The organism is Streptomyces sp. NBRC 110028 (genome assembly GCF_001417735.1).
In the GTDB taxonomy this organism is placed as follows: domain Bacteria; phylum Actinomycetota; class Actinomycetes; order Streptomycetales; family Streptomycetaceae; genus Streptomyces.
Map to the genome: position 1 here is coordinate 676,975 of NZ_BBUZ01000024.1, position 25,805 is coordinate 702,779.

At 69.7% G+C, this 25,805-nt stretch carries 19 protein-coding genes and 1 pseudogene; 7 read left to right on the plus strand and 13 right to left on the minus strand.

Annotation, left to right across the window (positions count from 1 at the left end; all coding sequences use genetic code 11):
- Positions 1-254 precede the first annotated feature (254 nt).
- From ASC60_RS12205 to ASC60_RS12220, 4 genes are all read right to left on the minus strand, one after another.
- On the minus strand, positions 255-1,004 hold the full coding sequence (locus tag ASC60_RS12205; RefSeq protein WP_055549838.1) for an iron-containing redox enzyme family protein: 750 nt from the start codon (positions 1,002-1,004) through the stop codon (positions 255-257).
- A gap of 120 nt (positions 1,005-1,124) precedes the next feature.
- Positions 1,125-2,441, minus strand: a complete 1,317-nt coding sequence (locus ASC60_RS12210) for an acetyl-CoA carboxylase biotin carboxylase subunit family protein (RefSeq protein WP_055549840.1) — start codon at positions 2,439-2,441, stop codon at positions 1,125-1,127.
- 32 nt (positions 2,442-2,473) lie between these two features.
- Entirely contained in the window at positions 2,474-3,568 is a 1,095-nt protein-coding gene (locus ASC60_RS12215; protein WP_055550078.1) for a DUF1611 domain-containing protein, read from the minus strand.
- A 58-nt stretch (positions 3,569-3,626) separates the two neighbouring features.
- Positions 3,627-4,868: an acetyl-CoA carboxylase biotin carboxylase subunit family protein gene (locus tag ASC60_RS12220; protein WP_055549842.1), complete on the minus strand. Its 1,242-nt coding sequence runs from the start codon at positions 4,866-4,868 to the stop codon at positions 3,627-3,629.
- A 1,425-nt stretch (positions 4,869-6,293) separates the two neighbouring features.
- Between ASC60_RS12220 and aroA the strand changes: the two genes are divergently transcribed.
- The 5 genes from aroA to ASC60_RS12250 all read left to right on the plus strand — a co-directional run bounded on the left by aroA (position 6,294) and on the right by ASC60_RS12250 (position 12,568).
- Complete coding sequence (aroA, locus tag ASC60_RS12225; protein ID WP_055549843.1) at positions 6,294-7,643, plus strand: 3-phosphoshikimate 1-carboxyvinyltransferase; 1,350 nt, start codon at positions 6,294-6,296, stop codon at positions 7,641-7,643.
- Between the two features lie 237 nt (positions 7,644-7,880).
- Positions 7,881-8,948 (plus strand): histidinol-phosphate transaminase, encoded by a 1,068-nt coding sequence (hisC, locus tag ASC60_RS12230; RefSeq protein ID WP_055549845.1) that lies wholly within the window; start codon positions 7,881-7,883, stop codon positions 8,946-8,948.
- Positions 8,949-10,022: 1,074 nt separating this feature from the next.
- Positions 10,023-10,205, plus strand: coding sequence for a hypothetical protein (locus ASC60_RS12235; protein WP_055549848.1), 183 nt, complete (start codon positions 10,023-10,025; stop codon positions 10,203-10,205).
- A gap of 170 nt (positions 10,206-10,375) precedes the next feature.
- The gene (locus tag ASC60_RS44010; protein ID WP_055549849.1) at positions 10,376-10,849 is read left to right on the plus strand and encodes a response regulator transcription factor; all 474 of its coding nucleotides are present in this window, start codon (positions 10,376-10,378) and stop codon (positions 10,847-10,849) included.
- A gap of 480 nt (positions 10,850-11,329) precedes the next feature.
- Entirely contained in the window at positions 11,330-12,568 is a 1,239-nt protein-coding gene (locus ASC60_RS12250; protein WP_055549855.1) for an MFS transporter, read from the plus strand.
- A 73-nt stretch (positions 12,569-12,641) separates the two neighbouring features.
- Here ASC60_RS12250 and ASC60_RS12255 read toward each other — a convergent pair whose 3' ends face one another.
- A complete protein-coding gene (locus tag ASC60_RS12255; RefSeq protein ID WP_055549857.1) occupies positions 12,642-14,801 on the minus strand; it encodes a RecQ family ATP-dependent DNA helicase in 2,160 nt (719 codons plus the stop codon).
- Between the two features lie 351 nt (positions 14,802-15,152).
- Here ASC60_RS12255 and ASC60_RS12260 point away from each other — a divergent pair, with 351 nt between their 5' ends.
- A complete protein-coding gene (locus ASC60_RS12260; RefSeq protein WP_055549859.1) occupies positions 15,153-15,779 on the plus strand; it encodes a hypothetical protein in 627 nt (208 codons plus the stop codon).
- 80 nt (positions 15,780-15,859) lie between these two features.
- Here ASC60_RS12260 and ASC60_RS39040 read toward each other — a convergent pair whose 3' ends face one another.
- The 4 genes from ASC60_RS39040 to ASC60_RS12280 all read right to left on the minus strand — a co-directional run bounded on the left by ASC60_RS39040 (position 15,860) and on the right by ASC60_RS12280 (position 19,053).
- Positions 15,860-16,516 carry a hypothetical protein gene (locus ASC60_RS39040; protein ID WP_079038337.1) on the minus strand — a complete coding sequence of 219 codons (657 nt, stop codon included), beginning with the start codon at positions 16,514-16,516 and terminating at the stop codon, positions 15,860-15,862.
- A 68-nt stretch (positions 16,517-16,584) separates the two neighbouring features.
- Entirely contained in the window at positions 16,585-17,286 is a 702-nt protein-coding gene (locus tag ASC60_RS12270) for a ribonuclease HII (protein WP_055549863.1), read from the minus strand.
- Positions 17,287-17,491: 205 nt separating this feature from the next.
- The gene (locus tag ASC60_RS12275; RefSeq protein WP_055549866.1) at positions 17,492-18,382 is read right to left on the minus strand and encodes an ADP-ribosylglycohydrolase family protein; all 891 of its coding nucleotides are present in this window, start codon (positions 18,380-18,382) and stop codon (positions 17,492-17,494) included.
- 11 nt (positions 18,383-18,393) lie between these two features.
- Entirely contained in the window at positions 18,394-19,053 is a 660-nt protein-coding gene (locus ASC60_RS12280) for a histidine phosphatase family protein (RefSeq protein WP_055550080.1), read from the minus strand.
- Between the two features lie 142 nt (positions 19,054-19,195).
- Here ASC60_RS12280 and ASC60_RS12285 point away from each other — a divergent pair, with 142 nt between their 5' ends.
- Positions 19,196-19,825 carry a TetR/AcrR family transcriptional regulator gene (locus ASC60_RS12285; protein WP_055549868.1) on the plus strand — a complete coding sequence of 210 codons (630 nt, stop codon included), beginning with the start codon at positions 19,196-19,198 and terminating at the stop codon, positions 19,823-19,825.
- Positions 19,826-19,891: 66 nt separating this feature from the next.
- Here ASC60_RS12285 and ASC60_RS12290 read toward each other — a convergent pair whose 3' ends face one another.
- The 4 genes and pseudogenes from ASC60_RS12290 to nrdR form a co-directional block, all read right to left on the minus strand.
- Complete coding sequence (locus ASC60_RS12290; RefSeq protein ID WP_055549869.1) at positions 19,892-20,497, minus strand: YdbC family protein; 606 nt, start codon at positions 20,495-20,497, stop codon at positions 19,892-19,894.
- A gap of 146 nt (positions 20,498-20,643) precedes the next feature.
- Positions 20,644-21,831: pseudogene (locus ASC60_RS12295) on the minus strand (histidinol-phosphate transaminase); the annotation flags it as partial.
- 360 nt (positions 21,832-22,191) lie between these two features.
- A complete protein-coding gene (locus ASC60_RS12300) occupies positions 22,192-25,056 on the minus strand; it encodes a vitamin B12-dependent ribonucleotide reductase (protein ID WP_055549871.1) in 2,865 nt (954 codons plus the stop codon).
- A gap of 114 nt (positions 25,057-25,170) precedes the next feature.
- The gene (gene nrdR, locus ASC60_RS12305) at positions 25,171-25,689 is read right to left on the minus strand and encodes a transcriptional regulator NrdR (RefSeq protein ID WP_055549873.1); all 519 of its coding nucleotides are present in this window, start codon (positions 25,687-25,689) and stop codon (positions 25,171-25,173) included.
- Positions 25,690-25,805 lie beyond the last annotated feature (116 nt).

Genomic DNA, 25,805 nt, shown 5'->3' on the forward strand with positions numbered 1-25,805 from the left:
GACGACTGCCCGGCGGACCCGCGATGGCTCAGAGGCGCCACCGACCGGCATCGCAGCTGGGCCCCGCGCGGGCCGGGCAAGGCGGCCGGGAGCGTCCCTCGGCCAGGGCGCTCGCCAGGTTCGCCCGCTGTGCCTCCGGCTTCGAGGCGGGGACGCGGAGCGTCCCCGTGAAGCTCTCGATCGGTTCAGCCCTCAGGCGCATGAGGCCTCCGCGTGCTGGTCCTGTCGTCGGCGGTGGGCCCGGGGCGTACGGGTCACACGGCGGTCTTCTGGTGCTTGGCGACGGTGTCCTCGTAGATCTCCCGGAAGAACATCGCGAGAATCTCCTGGACGTCGTCGATGTACTTGAACACCTTCTGGAAGTCCTCCTCGCTGAAGATCAGCTGGTGGAGGATGTCCCACATCTCCTGGGAGTGGTCTTCGGTGCTGTCGACGTGGAGGTGGGCGGCCTGCCCCTTGACGTTCTCCTTGCCGAGCCGCTTCTGAAGGTTGTCGACGATGGCCGGCTGGAGCTTGATCTGGGTGTACTCGACCAGGTAGTTGGAGACGACCGGGGCGAGGGCCGACTCGTGCTCCAGGGCGTAGTAGAAGTAGCCCTCGAACAGGCGGGTGGAGAGGTAAGGCTCGGTGGCGAGGATCTCTTCCTCGGTGACGCCGGCGGCCGCGGCGTCGCTGATGTACAGCTTGTCGTGGAGCATCTCGTCCGCCTGGTACTGCGCGTAGTCGCGGGCGGCCCTGGGCGCGACCTGGGCGATCTTGTAGATGGCCTTGGACTGGCTGACCCGGGAGAGGCGGATCCGCCACACGTGCTCGATGAGGGTGCGGCGGTAGTACGCCTGGTGGAGCTCGGGCTCGGACAAGTGGGACGCGAAGGGGACGGTGGCCTTCCACTCCGCCATCTTCTTGTCCAGGTAGCGGTCGAGCTCGGCCTTCTTCAGACGGCTCTGCTCCTCGTTGTAGAACGGCTTCGGGTGGGTGATCCCGGTGTTCTGCACGCGGTTCATCGCGTTCTCCTTGACGAGAGGTTTCGAGGGGCGTTCACGGAAGGGTCAGAGTGTGGTGCCGCACAGCGGGGCGGTGGCCGGTCGCGAGCGATCCGCCAGGCCGGGGACCGGGTCGCCGGGTCAGCGGTACCGGACATGGAAATGCTCCGTCGCGTGCCGGTCGAGGAAGGCGGTCTCGGCGTCGAGGTCGTCGGCCGCCACGTCCCACAGGGCGTCCATCAGGCAGATCGCCCGGTCGGACACATCGAGTCGGGTTCCCTCCGCCACGTGGATGCGCAGGATCCGGGGCGGCCGGGTGGGCGGGTCGAAGCCGATCGCGTCGACGGTCCGCCCTTTCTCTCCGTACTTGCTGAGGAACACGGTCGCCCGGGTGGGCGCGCCGGTGCGCAGGGCCTCCACTTGGGAGGCGCGGGTGAGCCGGTCGTGGAAGGCGTCCCGTTCGCCGTCGGGCAGCAGCAGGGACTCGGCCCACAGGTCGAGGAGGGAGTGCCCGGTGACGGCCTGGATGCTGGAGTCGATGAGGCTGCCGCCCACCCGGGGGTTGATCTCGATGATCTCCCAGCGCTTCTTCGACTCCCAGTACTTGACCTCGATGTGGAAGGCGCCGGCGGTCAGCCCGTGCTCCGCCAGCGCGGCCAGGCAGCGGGTGACGTAGTCGGATCCCTCCAGGACGAGTTCACGGTCGAGGGTGGCGGGCGGGCTGACCGACATTCCCTCCAGGGTGGTCCGCTCCAGGCGTTCCACGCGGGCCTTCTCGTGGACGCACAGGTGGTGGACCCGCCCGTCGAGGACGAGAGTCTCGAAGCTGAACTCCGGGCCCTCGACGTACTCCTCGACGAGGAAGTCGAACCGGTCCATGAAGATCGCCTTCATGCGCCGGTCGGCGCGCATCTGTTCCTGGATCGCGGGCAGGTCGGCCAGGTCGTCGACGTCCTCCAGGATGAAGGTCGCGAAGGACGAGGCACCGCGCACCGGCTTGACGAACCAGCGTGCGGAGGGATCGAGTCCGGGGGTCGCGCCGGGGGCGAGACGGTGGACCCGGACCTCGCTCAGTCCCTCGGCGAAGAGGTACCGGCGCAGTTCGTACTTGTCGAGGCAGAGGCGCAGCGCGGGCTCGGCGGAATCACGCGCGCCGAGTCGCTCGTTGAGCTCGGCCATCAGGAGCCGGTAGCCCTCGAAGGTGGCGATGGCGGCCTCGACCCGGTAGCCCCGGTCGGCGAGTTCGCGAACGGCCTTCTCGACGTCGCTGGAGCGCAGTTCGGGTTCCTCGGTGACCACGCAGTCCGCCACATGGCGGCGGCTCGCGTCCAGGACCTCCGGCTTCTCCGGCCGGGAGCTGAGGGCGACCAGGGGCAGGCCGAGCGCGGCGGTGGCCGCGGCGACCTCCTCGGTGTACGACTTGCCCTGGTGCATGAGGAGCAGGACCGCTCTCTTCATCTGTCCACCTCCTTGGGGTTCCGGGTCCACGCTCAGCGCCGGCGGGCCGGCAGCCGGTCCGCGGTCTCGCGCTGGTGGGCGCGCAGGATGTCCACGAGCCGGGCGGCGCCGCCCTCACGGACCGGGTCGACGACGGGAAGTCCGGTATCGGCCTCCAGCTTCTCGGCCTCGCGGCGGAAGTCGTCCTCGGAGAAGCCGAAGCTGTTGACGCTGATGGCGGCGACCTTGGCGGGCCGTTCGAAGACGGTGAGCTCCTCGTTGATGCGGATGAGCTCGGGGATGGGGATGATGGGCGTCTCCCAGACCTTGGTGCGTTCGGCTCCGAGGCGGTGGCAGAAGACCAGGGCGTGCGGCAGGGCGCCGTGGAGGATGGCGAGGGCGACGCTGCTGAACCCGATGTGGTTGAGGGAACCCTGGCCCTCGACGACGACCCATTCGTTGCCGGCGGCGGCCTCCATGACGACATGCTCGACGGCGCCGGCCATGAAGTCGCCGGGCACGCCGTCGACCGCGACGCCATGGCCGGAGATCAGCATGCCGCTCTGGCCGGTGGCGGCGAAGCCGGTGCGGATGCCGCGACGATTGGCCTCGTTCCAGATCTCCAGGCCGGCGGTCTTCTTGCCGATGTTGGAGTCGCTGCCGCACGTGTGGATCACCCAAGTGTCCAGGTCCAGGACGCGGGCCTTGTTGAGCGCCACCGTCGGGGCGTCCTTCGTCTCCCAGACGGTGATGCCCTTCTCACGGATGGCGCGGGCGATGTCCGGGTCGCCTGTGAGGCGGAAGTGGATCGAGTTGATCAGGTGGAGGCCGTTCTGGACGGCCGCGAGGATGTGCGGCTTCCAGCCGGAGGGCAGCTCGGCGGAGTGCAGGCCCTTGCCGATGACCATGACCTCGGGGCGCAGGTTCACCACGTGCTCGACGCGGCTGACGATCGGGATCGCGCCACCGTAGCCGAGCACGTCCTGGACGGTTTGGCCGGCCTTGCGGCTGTCGATCACGGCGACGCAGCGGTCCCCGCGGTAGCGGATGATCGAGGCGGCGATCTTGCTCGTGAAGAGTCCGAAGCACCCCTCGGCGAACAGCACGAAGTTCTTGTCGACCAGCTCCGCATGGCTTAACTGATCCACGTCTTCCTCCACGGACTCGACGGTTCGTTTTTCGATGGCACGAGATGGTTCGGGCGGTCTACGGGACGGGCTCGGTCGTCAGGCGGTACTGCGCACGCACCTGGCGCACGGCCTCCTCGATCTGTTCCTGGGTGCCGCCCCGGAAAAGGAAGCGGCCGCCTTGGAGCGTGGCGTACGAACCGGGCCGGGAGACCAGGACCTCACCCGTCCTCGGTACCAACTCGCGATACAAGTAGGGCACTTCACCCACGAGCGAGGTGGCGGAGGTGACCTTCCGGGGCAGCGGCTTGGGGCCTGGGATGATCAGCCAGCCGCCGCTCGCCTCCGGGTCGGGGGCCGGCGGGTCCACCAGGCGGCCCAGCAGCACGTCGACCCACAACCGGAACAGGTTGACGCCATGGACGTCGTGGATGACGTACGGCACGTCGGCGCCTGGCACCCGGGCTCCGACCTCCAGGAACACCAGTTCCTCGCCGGTGTCGAAGAGTTCGAGGTGGAAGGCGGAGCTGCGCAGGCCGAGCGCGGTCAGGCAGCGCACGGCGAAGTCCTCACAGCGGGCGCGCACCGCGGATTCCGTCTGGAAGACGGAGCCGAGCGGTTCGCCCACGAGCTCGAAGTCCAGGCAGCTGGAGACGTAGCGCGAGGTACACAAGAACAGCGGCTTGCCCGCGGCGTCCAGGACACCGTCGACGTGCAGGATCTCGCCCCGTACGAACTCCTCGATCTCAAGGTCGCGCAGGCTCCGTTCGGCACACAAGGCCCGCAGTTCCTCGGCCGAGGCGATCTTGCGCACACCCTGGCTGGACGCCCCTCGCACCGGCTTGACGATCACGGGGTAGCCGAACTCCTCGGCGGCCGCGAGGACCTGGTCCTCGGTGCGGCAGGGCGCCCAACGCGGCACTCGGATACCGGCCCGCGACACCGTCTCCTTCATGACGGTCTTGTCGCGGAGCCGGGAGGTCTCCTCGGGGCTGGAGCCCGGGATGCCGTACCGCTCGCGCAGGGTCGCCGCGAGGTCGAGGAGGTTTTCGGAGAAGCCGATGACATGGTCGAAGGGGCCTTCGTCGCGCACGACGGCGTCGACGAGCTGCAGCACGCCGTCCAGGTCGCCGAAATCCGTTACGAGGTGGACCCGTTCGGCGTCGGCGGGCACTCCGCTGCGGCCGCCCTCGTCGCAGATGTACGTGACGCGGTCGGCCTCCGGGCGGAAGACGATCTCGGGAGCGGCGAGGCGGTTCTCCCAGCGCCGCTCGTCCTCATACAAGGGCCAGCGGTTCAAAAACAGGATTGCGCCGGACATGGATGTCGTCCTCACAGTTCACAGGATGCATGGACGTGCCCGGCCGGGGGCCGGTTGGCGGCGGCGACGACGGTGGGCCTTTCGGAACCGAAAAATGAACCCGAACCTGAATCCGGGAACGACCCCCACGCGTTGTTCTCACTGCCTCAGCCTCGCATGGGACCGGCTTGGTCAGAATAGGACCTAAGTCCCGGCGCCCACGGTGCGCCATTGGGTGGGTGTGCGGCTCAACTTCCTTGGCCATGCTCCACATGAGCGTTCGGGGTCGCGGCGGGCGGAGTAGTCCGTATCAAGATCCTTTCGGCCGGTGCTGAGACGAGGACATGCCAGATCGCGATGGCGAGTTTGTGCATGGTGACACCGGCGGATTCGTTCAACCCCGGCTGGCCCCGGCGCAGGAGGCGAGATGCCCGGGGGCGGCGAACCGGGCCCCGCCGCCGGTCCCGGCGGATGGCCGGCTCGGCCAGATCCACGGGGCATGTTCGCGGTCGATCTGCGCGTTGATCCCCGGCGGTAAAGAGGGTCCGGGCCACCTTGCGCCGGAAACACCATGGGCAGATGGACCTATTGCCCGCGCACCGCACGGGACACAGAATTCTTATCGTCCCCCACCACCGGAGGAGGGCCGTCGTGCGCGCCAGGAGGCTTTCCGAAACCGTCCTGAATTTCGCCGGACAGGTGGTGGTGCCGCCGCGCCGGAGGGGACGGAGACGGTACGGCGGGGGAGCCCCGGGGACTTCCGGGCGGCGATGGCCCGGTTCTCGGCCGGGGTCGTGGTGGTGACGACTCCGGGCGACGGCGGGGTGCCGCGCGGTACTTCGCGGTGAGCCTGCCGGGCGCCGAACACAGGCAGCCGGCAGAGCAGCTCACGACCCAAGGCGCCGGCACGCTCGCACCGGACGGCCTGTCCCGTACGCCCTGCACCCGGCCGGGGACCACACAATCCTGATCGGCCGGGTGCCGGGCGCGCGCGGGTGAGGGCACGGGAACCCCAATGGTCTATGACGAACAACCCCTGCGGTGCCCGGCGGCATTTCCGCCGGGCACCAGTGTCCTTGTAGGACGGCGGCACACCCGCTACCACCGGCCCCTTCCTCACTCCGATCAAGGTCATCACATGTCCGCAGGCGTGGCGCCACCTCGGCGGTAAAGAAGGTCCGGACCACCTCGTGCCGGAAACGCCATGGGCAGATGGACCTATTGCCCGCGCGCCGCACGGGACACAGAATTCTTATCGCGCCCCCACTGCCGGAGGAGGGCTGTCGTGCGCGCCAGGAGGCTTTCCCGAACTGCCGCCCCGACATCGAAGCGCCAAGCGGTGGGATGACATGTTCTCGCTCCGCGGACATCGCCGGCCCGGACGTCAAAGCGACATCGCTTGCAAAGGTATCAGACGGCGAATGATGGGAAACGGGAGATACGAGGATGCTGCTCAAGGTTGATCCGGTCGATTCCTTTTCCGGAACGTTCCGCGTGCCCTCTTCGAAACCGGAGACGCAACGGGCAATTCTGACCGGCACGCTGGCCGATGGCACGTCACGGGTCTTCAATGATCTCCGTTGCGACGAGACGGAGACCATGAAGAACGCCTGCCGCGCCTTCGGCGCCAAGATAACCGAGCACGACGGATTCCTGGAGATCCAGGGCATCGGACGGTCGCTTCCGCACATCGGGCGCGTCATCCAGTCCCGCGGCTCGGGTCTGGTCTTCCGCGTCGTGACGGCGCTGGCTTCCGTACTGCCGTCGCCGGTCGTGGTGACGGGCGACGCGACCCTGCGCAACCGCGTGATGGAGCCGCTGCTGCAGGCGCTGCGCGAACTCGGCGCGGACATCGAGTCGATCGTCGGCGAGAACAAGGCCCCGGTCGTCAACTGGGGACGCGGCCTGAAGGGCGGCACTTGCCGGCTGCCGGGCGACATCAGCTCGCAGTTCATCACCGCCATCCTGTTCGCCGCGCCGCTGGCCGACGGCCCGGTGGAAATCGAGGTGACGGGTGAGGTCTATTCCCAGTCATACATCCGGCAGACGCTGGCGAGCCTGACCGACGCGGGTATCAAGGTCTCCGCGTCGGACGACATGCGTCACTACCAGGTGGAGCCCTCCTCCTTCCAGGCCCAGGACGTCACCATCCGCGAGGACTACACCTCGGCCTCGTACCTGCTGGCCGCCGCCGCGCTCTTCCCGGGCCGGACTGTCCTGAGCAACGTGTACGGCGACAGCATGCAGGGCGAGTTCGCGATCGTCCCGATCCTGGAGCAGCTCGGGGTGAGCGTCACCTTCGACCGGGCCACCTCGTCGCTGACCGTCGACAACCCGCCGGGCAGCCTGTGCGGCGCCTTCGAGGTGAATGTGCAGGACTGCCCCAACATCGTGCCCACGCTCGCCGCCCTCGGGGCGTACGTGCAGGGCAGCTTGCGCGTGACCGGCGGACGCCTCACCCGCTTCCACAAGGCGTCACGCATCGAGGCCATGGCCGCCGAACTGACCCGCGCGGGCGTGGACATCGAGGTCCTGTACGACGACGGGATCTGCGACGGCTTCGAGGTCCGCGGCGCGCGGACGTACCCCGGCGGAGTGACCCTGTCCAGTTGGGGCGACCACCGCATCTTCATGTCGCTGTTCGTGGCAGGCCTGCGGATGCAGTCCGCCAACCGGTTCTCCGGCTTCGAAGACGTCCGGCTGTCCTTCCCCACCTTCATGGAGGAGTTCGCCAAGGCGGGAGTACGGACCACGGCCGTTGAGGAGGAGAAGGCACCCGCTGAGGTCGTCGGCTGACCCTGCCTGCGACACCCCCCGTGGTCCGCTGTGCCGCAGTGGCGCGCGCCCCGGACCCGGGAGGTGAGCGAGCTGAGCAGCTGACCATGGCAGAGGTGTCGGCGCGCGGGCTGGATCTCACGCCCGCGCGCCCCGTCGCGGTGCGTGGCCCCGGAACCCCCGGAAGACCCGGAGCCCTCGGAACTCCCGATGCCCCACACACGACCGTCCGCCCCCCCCGTTCAGGAAGTTCCCTCGATGCCCCCTGCACCTGCCCCCCGCCTGCGCGCCGATGTCTCCGGGTTGCCTCGCTACGTTCCCGGCCGGGCCGCTCCCAGCGACCTGGTGGACAAGTTGTCGTCGAACGAGAACCCCTATCCCCCGCTGCCGTCGGTCGTCGCCGCGATGCGCGAGGAGCTGGGGCGCGTCAACCGCTACCCCGATCCGACGAACCGCGAACTGATCACGGACCTGTCCGCGGCCCTCGCGGTGCCCCCGGAGCACCTCGTGCCCGGCACCGGATCCCTCGGGGTCACCAGGGACCTGTTGCGCGCCGCGGCCGGCGAGGGGGACGAAGTGCTGTTCGCCTGGCGCTCGTTCGAGGCGTACCCACAGCTCACCTGGGCCACCGGGGCAACACCCGTGCAGATTCCGCTCCGTGACGAGCGGCACGATCTGGAGGCCATGGCCGATGCGGTGACAGACCGCACCCGCCTGATCTTCGTGTGCAGCCCCAACAACCCGACCGGCACGGCCGTGCACCGCGGTGAACTCGAGCGCTTCCTCGACCGGGTGCCCGGCCATGTGCTGGTGGTGCTCGACGAGGCGTACCGCGAGTTCGTCGACGACACCGATGTGCCCGACGGCATCGCGTTGTACCGCGACCGTCCCAACGTGGCCGTTCTGCGCACCTTCTCCAAGGCGTACGGGCTGGCGCGGCTGCGCGTCGGCTACGCGGTCGCGCATCCGCCGGTCGCGGCCGCACTGCGGGCCTGCGCCGTACCGTTCGGAGTCAGCGGACTCGCCCAGGCCGCCGCGCGGGCCTCGCTGAACGCGGGGCCCGAACTGCTGGAGCGGGTACAGATCCTGGTGGCCGAGCGCGCCCGGGTCACCCGTGCACTGCGGGCCGCGGGCTGGAGCGTTCCTGACAGCCAGGCCAACTTCGTCTGGCTGCGCCTCGGCACGCATACACCGGCGTTCGCCGACGCGTGCGAGGCGGCGGGTGTCATGGTGCGCCCCTTCGGCGACGAGGGAGTGCGGATCACCATCGGCACTCCCGAGGAGAACGACCATCTGCTGAAGATCGTGGGCGACTGGCGGGCGTGAGCCCCTCGCCGCGGACCGCGGGCCTCCAGCGCGATCGATATGGAAGCAGGCCGAGGCAGGCAGCCCAGGTGGCGTCCTCGGGCGGATTGCGCCCGAGGACGCTTCGGCTTCTGCCGCAGTGACCAGGCGGAGTGGGATCCACCGTGCTGGATCGATGCGCAACCCAGCTCCGGGCGAAGCCGCTGGCGCATTACTTTCCCCGTGGCCAGATTTCATCGACCTTTTATCCGGGGCACAAACCACTTTGACGATTCCGTCACCCTGATCTGTTAGCTGTGGCTTGTTGTTGCCCAGTGGCTGATGCGGAACGGCCGAGGTGGTGGGCCCGTCGGTCGGCGGCTGGATGACGAGCGTGACGAACAGATAGAAGGCCCGGGCACAGCCGATGCCGCAGGCCGTGCGGAGGCGTTTCCCCAGCCCAGCGCCGTGTTCGGACGTACGGCCACCGTTGATCGTCGTTACTCCACACACGTCGCGATGATCAACGGTGGCCATACCCGTTTCCGGACCAGGTCCCACCAGCAAGGTGACGATCTACGGCTGGATCATTAGCGCGACCCAATATTCGACCGTAGAAACCCTGGTCAATTGCTCACGCAACCATGTATCTTGACGACGCTTGAGCAGTTTCAGTCTGCGCCTCGAGCGAGCGTCAAGGGGGAGGACGCCGCCGCCGGCCAGACACGTGCCGCTTTGCAGTCGCGCCACCGATTCTTCGCAGCGTCGCCCTTTCGGCTGCGAAGGATTTGGCGTGCTTACATAGGGGAGATTGCTTTGACGTCATGCCCATATGCGCTTTCCATCGTTCCGCTGGGCTTCGACATTCATGGCGAGATTTCCACAATGAGGGCCGTCTGTCCGTCAGTGAACGTCGGGCTACCCGGCGGAGCAAGGGATTGCTCGACAACAAGGCATAGCCTGGCTGGAGGAGGCCGGAAGCGAGGTCGCCGCCCTGCTGAAGTCCGGAGCCACCGCCCCGGGCCTCTGAAGCCGCCCGAGAAGGCCGTCGCCTCCCACGCCGCCCTCGCCGATACCCCCTACGACGAATGGCGGGAGATCGTCGTAGACACCACCGTGCAGGACCTACGCCTCCTTGCCCGGTTCAAGACCGCCTCCACCCTCGCGCCGCGCGGCGACACGGACGCCCACACCGGCGCCCATGACCTGGCACCCTGGCGCCGCGTCACCTGCGGCGCCTCCCCCTTCCACGCCTCCCCCCGCGGCCACTACACCGACGTCCCGCGCCCCCCGGCCTGAACGGCCCGGCTCGGCAAGAGGCCGGGCCGCCTGCCGCGACCGCCGCCTGTCAGGTGACCTGCCGGCGCTCACCGCTCATCGCTCATCGCTCATCGCCAGGGGTGCCGGGTGAATGAAGCCCTTGGACGTTTTTCTCACGCCCTTTCGGAGAAGCAAGGAAGAGGCAAGACGTGGAAGAAGCACCGGCCGAAAACCTCACCTGCCGGGAGTTAGACGTACTCCGCCTGTTGGCCCGGGGGTTAAGCAACCGGCTCATCGCCCGAAGGCTCGACATATCCGAGAAGACCGCGAAGAACCACCTCAGCAGCATTTACTCGAAGATCGGCGCCACCGACCGCATTCAGGCCGCCCTCTACGCCCGGCACGTCGGCCTGACCGACCTCGAGGAAGCGGCTCCGTCCGCTCCGGCGTCCGCTCCCGTCCCCCAGAACGATGTGCAGCGCGCCGGCCCCGCCCTCACCGCACGCGAACGGGCCGTACTCTGCCTACTGGCCCGGGGGTTGAGCAACCGGCTGATCGCCCGAAGGCTCGACATATCCGAGAAGACCGTTAAGAACCACCTCAGCAGCATATATCTCAAGATCGGCGCCGCCCACCGCACTCAGGCCGCCCTCTATGCCCAAGACGTCGACCTCGCTTCCTGAGCGGCCCGCAGCGGGATCTTTCTCCCAGGGCATCCCTTCCACAGGGAACCGGAGCACTGCCGCGTGGAGGGGGATTCCCACTTCACCCCGGCGCGCCGATCGACAGGGCACGCCGTCCCGCCAGTGGTGGTCGTCCGCCTGTCCAGCGAGCAGCGCCAGCAGGGGCTCCTCCTCATGGAGCGTCAGCGGGTGCCGCCGGAGCGACACTTGGGGTGCGGCCCGGAAAGTCAGTGGAGTGTCTCCCGCTTGGAGGGGCCGTGTCGGTCACTGTCGCCGCGCCAGGCGAAGATCACATCAAGGAACAGGAGGGACGAGTCGAACGATGGCAGCGAAACGGGGTCAACCGGACGGCAGGCCGACCATGTCGAGCCTCCGCGTCATGCCCTCATTATCGCCGGCCGGATGGCCGACGACCACGACAATTGACGATATCCGTCAACCGACACAGTCGGCCCGGCGGCCGAACGCACGATTGACGCCATGGTAACCACCAAGATCCAGCCGCGCGCCCTCGTCCGGGCCTCCGGAGGCCCCCGCTACGCCGTCGCCCTGGCCGTGGACGCGCTCGGCACGGGTCTGTTGCGGCCCTTTCTGCTGCTCTACGGGGTGACGGTGCTGAGGCTGTCCGCGCCGGCCACCGGCGTCGCCATGACGGCCGGTATCGTCGCGGGGCTGCTGTGCATGCCCGTGGTGGGCCGATGGCTGGACGGCGGCGCGCGCAGCACGGTCGTGGCCGCGTCGATGCTAGTGCGGGTGCTGGGCGTGGCACTGCTCCTCGCCACCCCGACGGGACACGTCGGGCTGTTCGCGGCGGCTGCGCTTTTCCTCGGCATCGGCAATCAGGCCTGGCCGGCCGCCCACGCGGCTCTCGTCGCCACGGTCGCCCACGGCCGGGAACGCGACGCCGCCCTCGCGGCAGGCCGCGCCCTGCGCAACGCCGGCCTGGGCGTCGGCGCGCTCATCGCCACCGCATGCCTGGCGGGCGGCACCACCGCGTTACAGGCGCTGGCGGCCGTCACCGGGCTCGCCTATTTCGCTGCGGCGGTCTTGGCATGGTCGGTCCACCTGCGCACGCATCCGGCCGATACGTCGGCCAAGGACAGGGCCGAGGGGCCGGCGCCTCGGATGCGTATGCTGCTGGCCGCCAACGTGATCTACGTCTTCTGCTTCAACGTCCCCGAGATAGCGCTGCCCCTCATCCTGGTGACACAGTTACACGCGTCCCCGGTGTGGTCGGCGGCCATCTTCGTGGCGAACACCGTACTGGTGATCACCCTGCAGATTCCGGTCACGGTCCTGATGTCCCGCTTCTCCCGGCGGACCGTGCTGGCTCTTGCCGGCGTGGTACTCGCCGCGTCCTATCTCGGCTTCCTCGCGGCCGCCTCACTGGGACACGGCTGGAGTGCCCCGGCCGTCGCCGCGGTGTCCGTGGTCTGCACCATCGGCGAGATCATCTATGCCGGCAGCGCGACCCCGCTCGTCACCGCCCTCGCCCCGACCCATGTCCTGGGACGCGCCCTCGCCCGCTTCCAGTTCTCCACGGGCTTCGGCCTCGCCGTCTCCCCCGCGATCATCACCACTCTCGCCTCCCACGGCTCGGCCGTCCTCTGGGGCAGCCTCGCCGCCGCGACGCTTCTGTCCGCCTTCGCCGTCGCCACCGAGAAGGATCAAGAAACGCCGCTCAGCGGTGGCCTCCGCCGGGCGCGAGCAAGCTCGTGACCTCGGCGCTCGCCTCGGGGGACGGCTTGAAGCAGCGGCGGATGCTCTCCGGTCCCGAGGCAGCGAGGCGCGGCTACCCGGCCAGCGCAAGGACGAGTGGGAGCACCTGGTCGGCTCCGTTCCGGCGCAGGAGGCGCGCCCCCACGGCCAGGGTCCAGCCGGAGTCGGTGAAGTCGTCGACGAGCAGGACCGGGCCGGGGGTGCCGGCCAGGGCGGCGGTGAGTTCGTCGGGCACGGCGAACGAGGCGGCCAGGGCTCGCAGCCGCTGGGCGGAGTTGCTCCGGTGCGCCGCGAACTCGTCGGCCTGCGGGGTGTACGTCAGGCTGCCCAGCAGGGGGAGCCTGCCCACCCGGGCCAGGCCCCTGGCCAGTGAGGCGACCAGCTGCGGGCGGGTGCGGGAGGGCATGGCGACGACCCCCACCGGCCGTGCCGCCGCGTCAGGGCCATCGCCGGCCCAGCCGCCCGGGGAGCGGGCCCAGTCGGCAACCGTCGCCACGACGGCGGCCAGTACGTCGTCCGGGACCGGTCCGTCCGTGGCCTGCTCCGACAGCAGCGGACGCAGGCGGTTGCCCCAGCCGATGTCCGAGAGCCTGCCGAGCGCGCGCCCGGGGGCCGCCTGCTGGGCCGCTGGGATACGGCCCTTGAGGTCGACCCCGACCGCGGCCATGCCCGAGGGCCACATGCGGCGTGGCTCGACCTCGACTCCCGGGCGCTCCAGCTCGCCTGTCGCCGCCGCGAGGGCTCCGGGCGAGACGGCGGGATCGAGCCAGGGCCCGGCGCAGGTGTCGCAGCGACCGCACGGAGCCGCCTTCTCGTCGTCGAGCTGCCGCTGCAGGAACTCCATCCGGCACCCCGTGGTCGCCACGTAGTCCCGCATGGCCTGCCGCTCCGCCTCCCGCTGCCGGGCCACCCACGCATACCGCTCCGCGTCGTACACCCACGGCTCGCCGGTGGCGGTCCAGCCCCCCTTCACCCGCTTGACCGCCCCGTCCACGTCCAGGACCTTCAGCATCGTCTCCAGCCGCGACCGCCGAAGATCCACCAACGGCTCCAGCGCGGGCAGCGACAACGGACGACCCGCCTGCTCCAGAACCCCCAGCGTGCGCCGCACCTGCTCCTCGGGCGGGAAGCCCACCGACGCGAAGTACGCCCAGATCGCCTCGTCCTCCCGCCCCGGCAGCAGCAGCACATCCGCATGGTCCACACCACGCCCCGCACGGCCCACTTGCTGGTAATAGGCGATCGGGGATGAGGGCGACCCCAGGTGCACCACGAACCCCAGGTCCGGCTTGTCAAAGCCCATCCCCAGCGCCGAGGTCGCCACCAGCGCCTTCACCCGGTTCGCCAGCAGGTCCTCCTCCGCCTGCAACCGGTCGGCGTTCTCCGTCTTCCCCGTGTAGGAAGCCACCGGATACCCGCGCTGCCGCAGGAACGCCGCGACCTCCTCCGCCGCTGCCACCGTCAGCGTGTAAATGATCCCCGAACCCGGCAGATCCCCCAGCCGCTCCCCCAGCCACGCCAGCCGATGCGCCGCATCCGGCAGCTCCAGCACCCCCAACCGCAGGCTCTCCCGGTCCAGCGGCCCCCGCAGCACCAGAGCACCCGCGCCTCCCGTGCCCAACTGCTCGGCCACGTCCGCGGTCACCCGCGCGTTCGCGGTCGCCGTCGTGGCCAGTACCGGCACGCCCGCCGGCAACTCCGCGAGCATCGTGCGCAACCGACGGTAGTCGGGCCGGAAGTCGTGCCCCCAGTCGGAGATGCAGTGCGCCTCGTCAACGACCAGCAGACCGGTCGTGGCCGCAAGCTTGGGCAGCACCTGATCGCGGAAATCCACGGAATTGAGACGCTCCGGACTTACGAGGAGAACGTCGGTCTCGCCACGCTCGACCTCCCCGTAGATGGTGTCCCATTCCTCCGGGTTGGCCGAGTTGATCGTGCGCGCCTGGATACCGGCACGCGCCGCCGAGTCGACCTGGTTACGCATCAGCGCCAGCAGCGGCGAGATGATCACCGTAGGACCCGAGCCACGCCGCCGCAGCAAAGCGGTGGCGACGAAATACACCGCCGACTTGCCCCAGCCGGTCCGCTGCACCACCAGTGCCCGGCGGCGCTCCTCCACCAGAGCCGCCACGGCCTGCCACTGATCCTCCCGCAGCCGCGCCGAACCCTCCGGGGCACCGACGAGCTCAGCGAGGATGGCGTCGGCTTCGGTGCGGAGCTCAAGGTTGTCCATGCCCCCATGCAACCCGATGGCACTGACAATCGGCCAATTCGCTCCGGGCGTGCCGACCCGTACTGGCCCGGCCGCTCCGCCGGGCCAGTGCGGCCGCGCTGTTTCCGCTGGTCCTCGCCGTGCGGCGCTGAGCGACGACGGTGACCGGGAGGGGGCGAAGAACATAGGAGGCACATACCCGCAAACCGGCCAGGTGCGCCAACTACTCATTGCCGCATCCGAGCGCTACCGGCGAGAATTGGCAGAAGCTCCCCGCGCCGGCCCTCGCGTGGTCCTGACGGGGCCGTGTCGTGGCGTGCGCCCGCGCCCGACCCTCGCACGGACCATGGGCGCGCAGACGAAGGGAGGACCGTGACCTTCGGCTTCGCTCCGCCACCGTCCGCCGAACCCGCCGTCCGGCTGAGCCGGATGCTCGAACCCGCCGAATGGGCCGCCGCCGGTATTCCGCTGCTGCGCAATCCGCGCGAGGTCGTCCACGGGCTGCACAGCCGCCACCTGCCGACTCCCTCGACGGCCGTCGTCGCGGTCCTCGATCCGGAGGAACGCCTCACGGCCAGCGCCTCGTTCAGGCAGCACGGCTCCACCACACCCGACGGGTGGGAGTTCCGCAACGCGCTCCTGACCCAGCTGCGCCGGGTGATCCCGCACGATCTGCGGCGCCGCTCGCCGGTCCGCACCGCCGTGCTGCTCTACTGCCGCGAGGGTGGGAGCCGGTGGACGGAAGAGGACGGCGCCTGGATGTGGGGGCTGCGGGACGCCTGCACCCTGCACGGGCTGCGCTGTGGCGCGTACATCACCCTGACCCGGGAGGGCTGGCAGGTCCTCGGCGAAGGGCGGGGCGGCCGTCGGCCGCACTCCGCTTCGCTCCGGACCACACTGGGGATCGCCCCCGCACCCGAACCCGATGGCGACGCGGCGCCCCTGCCGCGGCCCCTGGGCGGGGCTCGCGGCGTGCTGCACCGCTCAGCGGCCGTGTGACCGCCGACCGTCCGGACGCCGGACAGCTCCTCGACGCGCGTCAGGGGCTGCCGGGCACCGGTCGTACGGGGAGTGCGGAATCAGACACCCGCGGCCATGAGGCCGTTGATGCGCTGCGGGTCACCGCAGACGATCAGCAGCGCCGAGGCACGGCTCATCGCCCGGGTCAGTGCTCCGGCCACGGCATCGTCCGCTCCGCCGTTGACGGCGACGACCACGACCGGGCGGCCGCCCGCGCGGTCGGCGTCCACCGCGGCGTAGAAGACGTCGTCACCGGCGTCGTGCTGCGCCCAGTAGGACGCCTCGCCGAAGGACAACTCGTGTGCCGCCCACGGATGCTGGTCCCCGGTGGTCAGCACCAGGATGTCGCCTGGCGCCCGGCCGGAGTCCAGCAGCAGGTCGACCGCCTCGTCCGCCGCGTCCACGGCGCCGTCCACCGAGGCGGGGATCAGCTGGATCTGGGGCGCGGCCGTCGAGGCGGGGGCGGTCTTGGCGGCCGAGGCCGCCGGGGCGGTCGGCGCGGGCTTCGCCGCATCGCTGGTGGTGCGCTGCGACGGAGCCGACGAGGTCCCGGCGGAACCACGGTTCGGACCGGGGCTTCCCGGACGCCGCGGGGCGGGCCGGGGGCCGGGACCAGGGACAGGACGAGGGGTCGGCGCGGTGCGGCCTGCGGCCGGTGTCGCGCGAGGACCCGGGACACTCTCGTGAATCTGAGGCTCCTCGGGGATGAGAGGCATGGGCTGATGTCTATCAAACGTCGGTGCGACTCGCACCGGCGGGTGGTGGTTCGAACCGGTCGGTCTGCTCAGAAGTCGAAGCCGAGTTGGCCGCCGACCTCCAGCTCGACCGATTCAGGTGTATTGCGCACGCGCTTGAGGTGCCGCCAGCGGGGCAGCCCGTCCAGGTAGGCCCAGGACAGCCGGTGGTGGGGCGTGGGCCCCTGTTCCCGCAGGGCGGCGCGGTGCACGGGGGACGGGTATCCGGCGTTGTCCCCGAACCGGAAGTCCGCGTGTGCGTCCCCCAGTTCGGCCATCAACGCGTCCCGCCGCACCTTGGCGATCACGGAGGCGGCAGCGACGGCCACACAGGACTGATCGCCCTTGATGACCGTGCGGACCCTCCAGGGAGCGCCGAGGTAGTCGTGCTTGCCATCGAGGATCACCGCGTCCGGACGGACGGGCAGCCCGTCGAGAGCCCGGGTCGCGGCGAGCCGGAGGGCGGCCGTCATCCCCAGGTCGTCGATCTCCTCGGGCGAGGAGTGACCCAGGGCATGCGCGGTGACCCACGACTCCAACTCGTGCGCCAGCTCCGTGCGCCTCTTGGGGCTCAGCAGCTTGGAGTCGGTGAGCCCGGTCGGCGGGCGCCGCAGACCGGTGACCGCCGCGCAGACCGTCACCGGACCTGCCCAGGCCCCTCGCCCGACCTCGTCGACACCGACGACGATCTTGGCTCCTGTCGTGGCGCGGAGCGAGCGCTCGACACTGTGGGTGGGCGGTTGGTAGGCCATGGCGAGGACAACATTACGCCGCTCACCCCGGCGCCGTGTACCCGGATCAGGCGGTACGCCCCCGGGCCCCCGGAACGGGCCCGGTCGCGGACGGCCGCGGACGGCCGCGGTGGCCCTCCGTACCCAACCCGACGCGGTGCGGGGGCGGTTGTCCGGCGGCGCGGCGCACCCTGCCCTGAGCGGGGACGACGCCCGCCGCCGTTCGTCAATCCGCCGCCGGGATCCACGACGGGAGAGGCTCGGTGCGCTCCAGCCACCCGCGCGGCGGTGTGCCGCGCGCCCCGGACGCGACGACTCCGCCGGCGATCGCGCAGGTGGTGTCCACGTCCCCGCCGGCCTGCGCGGTCGCCCAGAACGCGTCCTCGAAGGAGTCCAGGTGCCGGGCCGCGGCCCACAGCGCGAAGGGCACGGTGTCATGGGCGCTGGTGCGGCGGCCGCACCCCAGCACCGCGGCGACGGTGCCGGCATCCCCGTAGTCCAGCATGTCGCGGGCGCGCCGCAGCCCCGCCTGGACGGCGCTGCGCGGGACGGCCTCGACCACCCGGTCCAGCAGGGCTTCCGGCCCGCCGTGGCCCGCCGGGTCGGCCACCACCGCCGCCGCGGCGGCTACCGCCATCGCCCCCGCCACTGCCTCCCGGTGCTGGTGCGTGGTGTACGCGGAGATCTCCGCCTGATGCGTCGCCTGCTCCACCTCGCCCGCGTACCAGGCGCCCAGCGGGGCGATCCGCATGGCGGCGCCGTTACCCCATGATCCCTGCCCCTGGAACAGACCGGCGGCCAGATCACGCCAGTCGCCACCTTCCCTGACCAGCCGGAGCATCCGGTTCACGGCGGGGCCGTACCCCCGGTCGAAGTCATGGTGCACGGCGAACGACCGGGCGAGGTCGTCCTGGTCGATCCGGCCGTGCTCGGCGAGAGCGGCCAGCACGGAGCAGCCCATCTCGGTGTCGTCGGTCCACTGCCAGGGGTCGGGTGGCAGCTCTCGGCGCTTGAGGAAGGGATGGTTGGCGGGGACGAAGAACTGGGAGCCGAGGGCGTCGCCCACGGACAGCCCGCGCAGGCTCGCCAGAGCCCGGTGGTAACGGTCAGCGGTCATCGCTGGGCACTCTAACCGGTGAGTCCGTAGGGCTCGGGGGTGCACCAGCGCTCGAAGGGCCGGTCGAGGTGGTAGCGGCCGTCGGAGCCCAGCAGCAGCATCCGCGTCTCGGCGTTGTCCGGATTGGACAGGGACTCGAATTCGGCGACGCTCCAGTGGAGCCAGCGCATGCAGAACAGCCTCATGGTCAGCCCGTGGGTGACCAGCAGCACGTTCGGCGGATGGGCCGGGTCATCGAAGCTGCGCCACAGGCTCTCCAGGAACGCGTCCACCCGGTCGTAGACATCGGCCCCGGACTCGCCCTGCGCGAAGCGGTAGAAGAAGTGCCCGTAGGCGTCGCGGTAGGACTTCTGCTTCCGCACGTCCTCGCGGTCCTGCCAGTTTCCCCAGTCCTGCTCGCGCAGCCGCGGCTCCTCCCTGACCCGGGTGCGGGACGGATCCAGGCCGAGCAGACCCAGGGTCTGGTGGGTGCGCCGGTACGGCGACACATAGACCGACACGCGCTCGTCGGCGAAGGTGGCCCGCAGCCGGACGCCCGCCTCGAGGGCCTGCCGCCGCCCGGTCTCGGTCAGCCTCAGGGCGTGGTCGGGCACGCGTTCGTACACCGAGTCATCGACATTCCCCTCCGATTCTCCGTGACGTATGAGGATGATGCGCCGGGGTCGTGCCATGCCGCCCACCCTAGAGCGGGTGCGCGGAGACCGCCTCGCTTCCCTCGTCCGCCACCAGGCGGCCCGTTCGACGAGCCGGTAAACACAACCACAGTTGCATTACCCTCTGTGTGGCACGGTAAACCCACTAACGCGATCGGAGTTGCGATTGTCCGCAGAGGACACATCCCACACCCCGGGCACCGTCCGCCCCGGCGGACGCACCGCGCGCACCCGCGCCGCGGTGCGCGACGCCGTGCTCACCGGTCTCGCCGAGCACGGCTACCCGGGCCTGACCGTCGAGTACGTGGCCGAACACTCCGGCGTCCACAAGACGACGGTCTACCGGCGCTGGGGCAGCGTCGAGGGGCTGGTGGCCGACGCGCTCCAGCTCGCCGGGGAGGACTCCTGGAGGCCACCCGACACCGGCAGCCTCGACGGCGATCTGCGGGCCCTGGCCCGCGAGGTGACCGAGACGTTCGGCGACATTCCGGCCGCGGCCGCGCCGACCGCCTTCGTCGCCGCCGCGTTCCAGTCCCCGCGCGCGGCGGAGGCACTGCGCGCCTTCTACGCCGAGCGGCTCGCCCGGTGCGAATCCCTGGTGACGCGGGCCGTCGAGCGCGGTGAGGCACCCGTGGGCACCGACGCCGGGGCGGTCGTACGGGCCCTGTCCGCTCCGCTGTTCTTCCGGGCGCTGGTCACCCGCGAATCCATCGACACACCGCTGGCCGACCAGTCGGCGGCAGCGGTCGCCGCCGCCGTCCGGGCCGGGGCCTATCTCCCGGCCGGGTGACGATCGGACCGCGCGGCCGATGCCGCATCCGGGCGCGGTCGCCGTACCGGACCGTCCCAGACCGTCTCAGACCGTCCAGGCGGACTCGACGCCCACCACATCGCCGGCTATCGCGGCCACGTCCGCCTCCGTCTGGGCACGCAAACCCAGCCGCTCCACCCGCTCCACCCGGTACTTCCCGTGCTCGGCGGCCGAATTCCACATCGACAGCACGAGGAACTCGTTGCCCGGCGCCTCACCGAAGACCCCGCGCAGCATGCCGGGCGATCCGGCCATCGCCGGATTCCACACCTTCTCCTGCACCAGCGTGAAGTGGTCCACCCGCTCCGCGTGCACGCGGCAGTGCGCGACCCGCAGCACGTCCGCGTCGTTGAACCGGGGCTGGAAGCCGACCTTCACATCGAAGCGATGCTCGAAGAGCCGGACTTGCATGTTCCGGTACGTGCCCGACTGAGCGGCCGCCAGCCGGTTGTGCGATCGCGCCATGAAGGAGTCGTAGAACGCCCGGCTCTCCCAGAACGCGAAGATGTGCGCCACGTCCGGTCGCCCCCGGCTCCAGCCGCCGCCCTGCCCCCGGAATCCCGGCTCGCCGGGCATCCCCGCCCACTTCCGCTGCCCCCGCTCGAAGCCCGGACGGTCCACCACGGTGCAGCGAATCCACTTGACCAGCACCGCGCCATCCTACGGCCCCGACGGTGGCCCGCATCACACAGCGAACCGTCAACTCAGGGCTTCGGGGGTGGACAGGGGGTGCCACCACAAGAGAGCGCATCCGGCCTCCCCCAGGCCTTTGGTCAGCGGCGCCTGCGTCCCGTCCCCGGCCCCGGAAGCCCCGCACCGGCACCCGGCATTCCGGCACCGGGGCCCGGAGGCCGCATGCCCGGACTCGGCGCGTACGCCGCCTGCAGTTGCCGGCCGCCGGGAAGTGGCGCGTACCAGGCGCTCCCGTACAGGACGCTGCTGAGTCCGGACAACAGCCGTTGGACATCGGGTTCCGATCTCACCACGAGCCGCATGAACCGGCTGCTGCTGCCGAGCTTGTTGCCGCACTCGCGCACCAGCACGCCGTGTTCGGACAGCAGCCGGTCCCGCACCTGCACACCGTTCGCCCCGTCCGGCAGTTTGACGAACACGAAGTTGCCCTGGGAGGGGAAGACGGTCATGCCCGGCAGACATCCCAGCTGCGCGATCATTTCCTGCCGGTCGCGGCCGAGCATCCGCAGGCTCATCTCGTAGTCCTGCTGATGGTCCTTGAGCATGAAGACGATGACCTCGGCAAAGGAATTGAGGTTCCACTTCGGCAGCCTGGACCGGATCTTCCCGGCGAGCGAGGGATTCGCCACCAGGTAGCCGAAACGCACGCCGTGCAGGCCGAAGTTCTTTCCCAGACTGCGCAGGACGACGACGTTCGGGCGCACCACGGCCTCGTCGACGACGCTCGGCCAGGGACCGGAATCAGGGTCGGCGAACTCCAGGAAGGACTCGTCGATGACGACCAGATCGAGGTCCGAGAGGGAGTCCATGAACGATATGACGGCGTCGCGGGAGAGGAGTCCGCCGTCGGGATTGTTGGGATTGCAGATGACGGCGGCCCGTGATCCCCGCTGCCGTATGAAGTAGACGAAGGCATCGGGATCGAGGGCGAAGCCGTTTCGCTCCGGCAACCGGAACATGTCCACACGCTTGCCGGTTTCGTCCGGCTGATCCGTCCAGCGGCCGAAGGTGGGGATCGGGACGGCCAGGCTGTCCTTGACCAGCAGATGATCGATCCACGTGATGAGTTCCGTCGATCCATTGCCCATCGCCATGGTCTGTGGCTGGAGATCGAGCAGATGCGCCAATTCGGCCGTGATCGTCTCGGCGGAGCTGGGGTAATAGGTGAGAATGTCCCGCAGCATGGCCGACAGCTCGTCGAACATGCCGGGAGTGGGGAAGTACGGATTACAGGGGATGCAGAAATCCACGATGTCCTGTCCGCCGCCTGAAACTCCCGCGCGATTCAGCATGAAGTACGACGGACTGTGGTTGGTGCCCCGGAAAAGCTGTGCGGCGTTACCCGTGCTGCCGAAGGCGGCGACAGTCACAGCAAGACCTCCTCGGTCACATGGGCCGTGCTGGGCACGACGCGCGGCTCCGCTTGCACAGAGCGTCGCGCACGAGCCACCGCCAGTCGGGGCGTTGCCGAATTTCATGGTGCGTATGAGAAGTCGAGTGACAGGAGATACCGGAACCGCTACAGTTCCCCGGCTTACGCCTGCCCCCGAGCAGGGCTCCCACCGGTCGGCAGTTGCTCCCCCCACACGCGCGAGCGGGGCGCGGCCCGAAGGCCACGCCCCGCGTCGAAGGTCACCCTTCGGGGCGGACGATCAGCTGCAGCCGCTCGTCGAGCCGCAGCCCTCGCACAGGTAGCAGCTGCCCGCGCGGCGCATCTTGGTGCCGCAGGAGAAGCACAGCGGTGCGTCCGCGTTCAGGCCCAGCTGGATCTCGACCAGCTCGGTCGAGCTGTGGGCCTCCTTCGGGGCGGACGTCTCGGACTGGGACGCGGTCGTGGTGGCCTTCGGGGCCTCCAGCCTCCGCGGCGCCGACTGGGCCAGGCCCTCGACGTCGACGTCGTCCTCGGACGCCTCGTACGAACCGGTCTCCAGGTGACGCTGGCGCTCCTCGGCGGAGTGGATGCCGAGCGCCGACCGGGTCTCGAACGGCAGGAAGTCCAGCGCCAGCCGGCGGAAGATGTAGTCGACGATCGACTGGGCCATCCGCACGTCCGGGTCGTCCGTCATACCGGCCGGCTCGAAGCGCATGTTGGTGAACTTCGAGACGTACGTCTCCAGGGGCACCCCGTACTGGAGGCCGACCGAGACGGCGATAGAGAAGGCGTCCATCATGCCCGCGAGGGTCGAGCCCTGCTTGGACATCTTCAGGAAGACCTCGCCGAGCCCGTCGTCCGGGTAGGAGTTGGCCGTCATGTAGCCCTCGGCGCCGCCGACCGTGAAGGAGGTGGTGATCCCGGGACGGCCCTTGGGCAGGCGCTTGCGGACCGGGCGGTACTCGACGACCTTCTCGACCTCCGGCGCGGCCTGCTCGACCGCCTTCTCCTCCTTCTTCTTGGCGGAGAGCGGCTGACCGACCTTGCAGTTGTCGCGGTAGATCGCCAGCGCCTTGAGGCCCAGCTTCCAGCCCTCGAAGTAGATCTCCTCGATCTCCTCGACGGAGGCCGACTCCGGCATGTTGACCGTCTTGGAGATCGCGCCGGACAGGAACGGCTGGGCGGCGGCCATCATCCGCACGTGCCCCATCGGCGAGATGGAGCGCTCACCCATGGCGCAGTCGAAGACCTCGTAGTGCTCGGGCTTCAGCCCGGGCGCGTCGATCACATTGCCGTGCTCGGCGATGTGCGCGACGATCGCCTCGACCTGCTCCGGCTGGTAGCCGAGCCGCTTGAGCGCCTTGGGGACCGTGTTGTTCACGATCTGCATCGAGCCGCCGCCGACCAGCTTCTTGAACTTCACCAGGGCCAGGTCCGGCTCGACGCCCGTGGTGTCGCAGTCCATCATCAGGCCGATGGTGCCGGTGGGGGCGAGCACCGACGCCTGGGCGTTGCGGAAGCCGCTCTTCTCGCCGAGGCGCAGCACGTCCTGCCATGCCTCGGTGGCCGCCGCCCAGACCGGGGTGTCCAGGTCGTCCATGCGCTTGGCGATGGCGTTGGCGTCCGAGTGCTGCTTCATGACGCGGTTGTGGGCGTCCGCGTTGCGGGCGTAGCCGTCGTACGGGCCGACGACGGCCGCCAGCTCGGCGGAGCGCTTGTACGAGGTGCCGGTCATCAGGGAGGTGATGGCTCCGGCCAGGGCCCGGCCGCCGTCGCTGTCGTAGGCGTGGCCGGTGGCCATCAGCAGGGCGCCGAGGTTGGCGTAGCCGATGCCCAGCTGGCGGAAGGCGCGGGTCGTTTCGCCGATCTTCTGGGTCGGGAAGTCCGCGAAGCAGATGGAGATGTCCATCGCGGTGATGACCAGCTCGACGACCTTGGCGAAGCGCTCGGCGTCGAAGCGCTGGTTGCCGGCGCCGTCGTCCTCGAGGAACTTCATGAGGTTGAGCGAGGCCAGGTTGCACGAGGAGTTGTCCAGGTGCATGTACTCACTGCACGGGTTGGAGGCGGTGATCCGGCCCGTCTCCGGCGAGGTGTGCCAGTAGTTGATCGTGTCGTCGTACTGGATGCCCGGGTCGGCGCAGGCCCAGGCCGCCTCGGCCATCTTGCGGAAGAGGGACTTGGCGTCGACCTCCTCGATGGGCTCACCGTTGAGACGGCTGCGCAGACCGAACGGCGAGCCGGACTCCACGGCCTTCATGAACGCGTCGTTCACGCGGACGGAGTTGTTGGCGTTCTGGTACTGGACGGACGTGATGTCGTCGCCGCCCAGATCCATGTCGAAGCCCGCGTCGCGCAGGGCGCGGATCTTCTCCTCCTCCTTGACCTTGGTCTCGATGAACGCCTCGACGTCCGGGTGGTCGACGTCGAGAACGACCATCTTGGCGGCCCGGCGGGTCGCACCGCCCGACTTGATCGTTCCAGCGGAGGCGTCGGCTCCGCGCATGAAGGAGACGGGCCCGGAGGCGTTGCCGCCGGAGGAGAGCAGTTCCTTGGAGGAGCGGATGCGGGAGAGGTTCAGGCCGGCGCCGGAGCCGCCCTTGAAGATCATCCCCTCTTCCTTGTACCAGTCCAGGATCGACTCCATGGAGTCGTCCACGGAGAGGATGAAGCAGGCGCTGACCTGCTGCGGCTGCTTGGTGCCGACGTTGAACCACACGGGCGAGTTGAAGCTGAAGACCTGGTGCAGCAACGCGTACGTGAGCTCGTGGTCGAAGATCTCGGCGTCTGCGGGGGAGGCGAAGTAGCCGTTGACCTCGCCGGAGGTGCGGTAGGTGCTCACCACCCGGTCGATGAGCTGCTTGAGGCTCGCCTCGCGCTCCGGGGAGCCGACGGCACCGCGGAAGTACTTGCTCGTGACGATGTTGACCGCGTTCACCGACCAGAAGTCGGGGAACTCCACGCCGCGCTGCTCGAAGTTGACCGAGCCGTCACGCCAGTTGGTCATGACGACGTCACGACGCTCCCAGGCCACCTCGTCGTACGGATGCACGCCGGGGGTGGTGTGGACGCGCTCGATACGCAGACCCTTGTTCTTGCTTCCCTTGGAGCGGGAGCCTCGTGCGGGGCCGCTCGCCGTCTCTGTCATTCCGCCTCCCAGTACGGGCGAAAACGCCCTGATGTGCCCATTTCTTCCCGGGCACGGTGTCTCTGTTCTTCACCCGGCGGCGCGATAGGCCCCGGGCAGATCTTCGGCCGCCGGTCAGTCGGCGGCGGTGACGGGCGCGGGGGCCTCCGCGGCCCCGGCGCCGGGCCCGCGGTCGTGCGCGGGAGGCCGTTGCTGATCACGCAGCTCCGCGACCGCGGCCTCGAAGTCCTCGAGCGAGTCGAAGGCGCGGTAGACGGAGGCGAAGCGGAGGTAGGCGACGAGGTCCAACTCCTGGAGCGGACCGAGTATGGCGAGCCCCACGTCATGAGTGGACAGCTCGGCGCTGCCGGTGGCCCGGACGGCCTCCTCCACGCGCTGACCGAGCTTGGCGAGGGCGTCCTCGGTGACGGGACGGCCCTGGCACGCCTTGCGGACCCCGGAGATGACCTTGTCGCGGCTGAAGGGCTCGGTGACCCCGCTCCGCTTGATCACCATCAGTGACGCGGTCTCCACGGTCGTGAAGCGGCGCGAACAGTCGGGGCACTGGCGGCGCCTGCGGATCGAGCAGCCGTCATCCGTGGTCCGGCTGTCGACGACGCGGCTGTCCGGGTGCCTGCAGAAGGGGCAGTGCATGACTCCGTACCCTCCCTCACCCTCAAGAACGGCGCATGACTGATAAGCCCCCGCCGGCCGCGCGGGCCCGCCGGAGCGACCACAAGCATAGGCGAAGATCTCGGCAACGAATCACC

Bases quoted from the DNA above. Each gene is read 5' to 3' on its own strand.
- ASC60_RS12275 (WP_055549866.1), bottom strand. From the start codon at position 18,382: ATGACCGCTGACCGTTACCACCGGGCTCTGGCGAGCCTGCGCGGGCTG.
- ASC60_RS12270 (WP_055549863.1), bottom strand. From the start codon at position 17,286: ATGGCCTACCAACCGCCCACCCACAGTGTCGAGCGCTCGCTCCGCGCC.
- aroA (WP_055549843.1), top strand. From the start codon at position 6,294: ATGCTGCTCAAGGTTGATCCGGTCGATTCCTTTTCCGGAACGTTCCGC.
- ASC60_RS12205 (WP_055549838.1), bottom strand. From the start codon at position 1,004: ATGAACCGCGTGCAGAACACCGGGATCACCCACCCGAAGCCGTTCTAC.
- ASC60_RS12250 (WP_055549855.1), top strand. From the start codon at position 11,330: ATGGTAACCACCAAGATCCAGCCGCGCGCCCTCGTCCGGGCCTCCGGA.
- hisC (WP_055549845.1), top strand. From the start codon at position 7,881: ATGCCCCCTGCACCTGCCCCCCGCCTGCGCGCCGATGTCTCCGGGTTG.
- ASC60_RS12255 (WP_055549857.1), bottom strand. From the start codon at position 14,801: ATGGACAACCTTGAGCTCCGCACCGAAGCCGACGCCATCCTCGCTGAG.
- ASC60_RS12280 (WP_055550080.1), bottom strand. From the start codon at position 19,053: ATGGCACGACCCCGGCGCATCATCCTCATACGTCACGGAGAATCGGAG.
- ASC60_RS39040 (WP_079038337.1), bottom strand. From the start codon at position 16,516: ATGCCTCTCATCCCCGAGGAGCCTCAGATTCACGAGAGTGTCCCGGGT.
- ASC60_RS12300 (WP_055549871.1), bottom strand. From the start codon at position 25,056: ATGACAGAGACGGCGAGCGGCCCCGCACGAGGCTCCCGCTCCAAGGGA.
- ASC60_RS12220 (WP_055549842.1), bottom strand. From the start codon at position 4,868: ATGTCCGGCGCAATCCTGTTTTTGAACCGCTGGCCCTTGTATGAGGAC.
- nrdR (WP_055549873.1), bottom strand. From the start codon at position 25,689: ATGCACTGCCCCTTCTGCAGGCACCCGGACAGCCGCGTCGTCGACAGC.
- ASC60_RS12210 (WP_055549840.1), bottom strand. From the start codon at position 2,441: ATGAAGAGAGCGGTCCTGCTCCTCATGCACCAGGGCAAGTCGTACACC.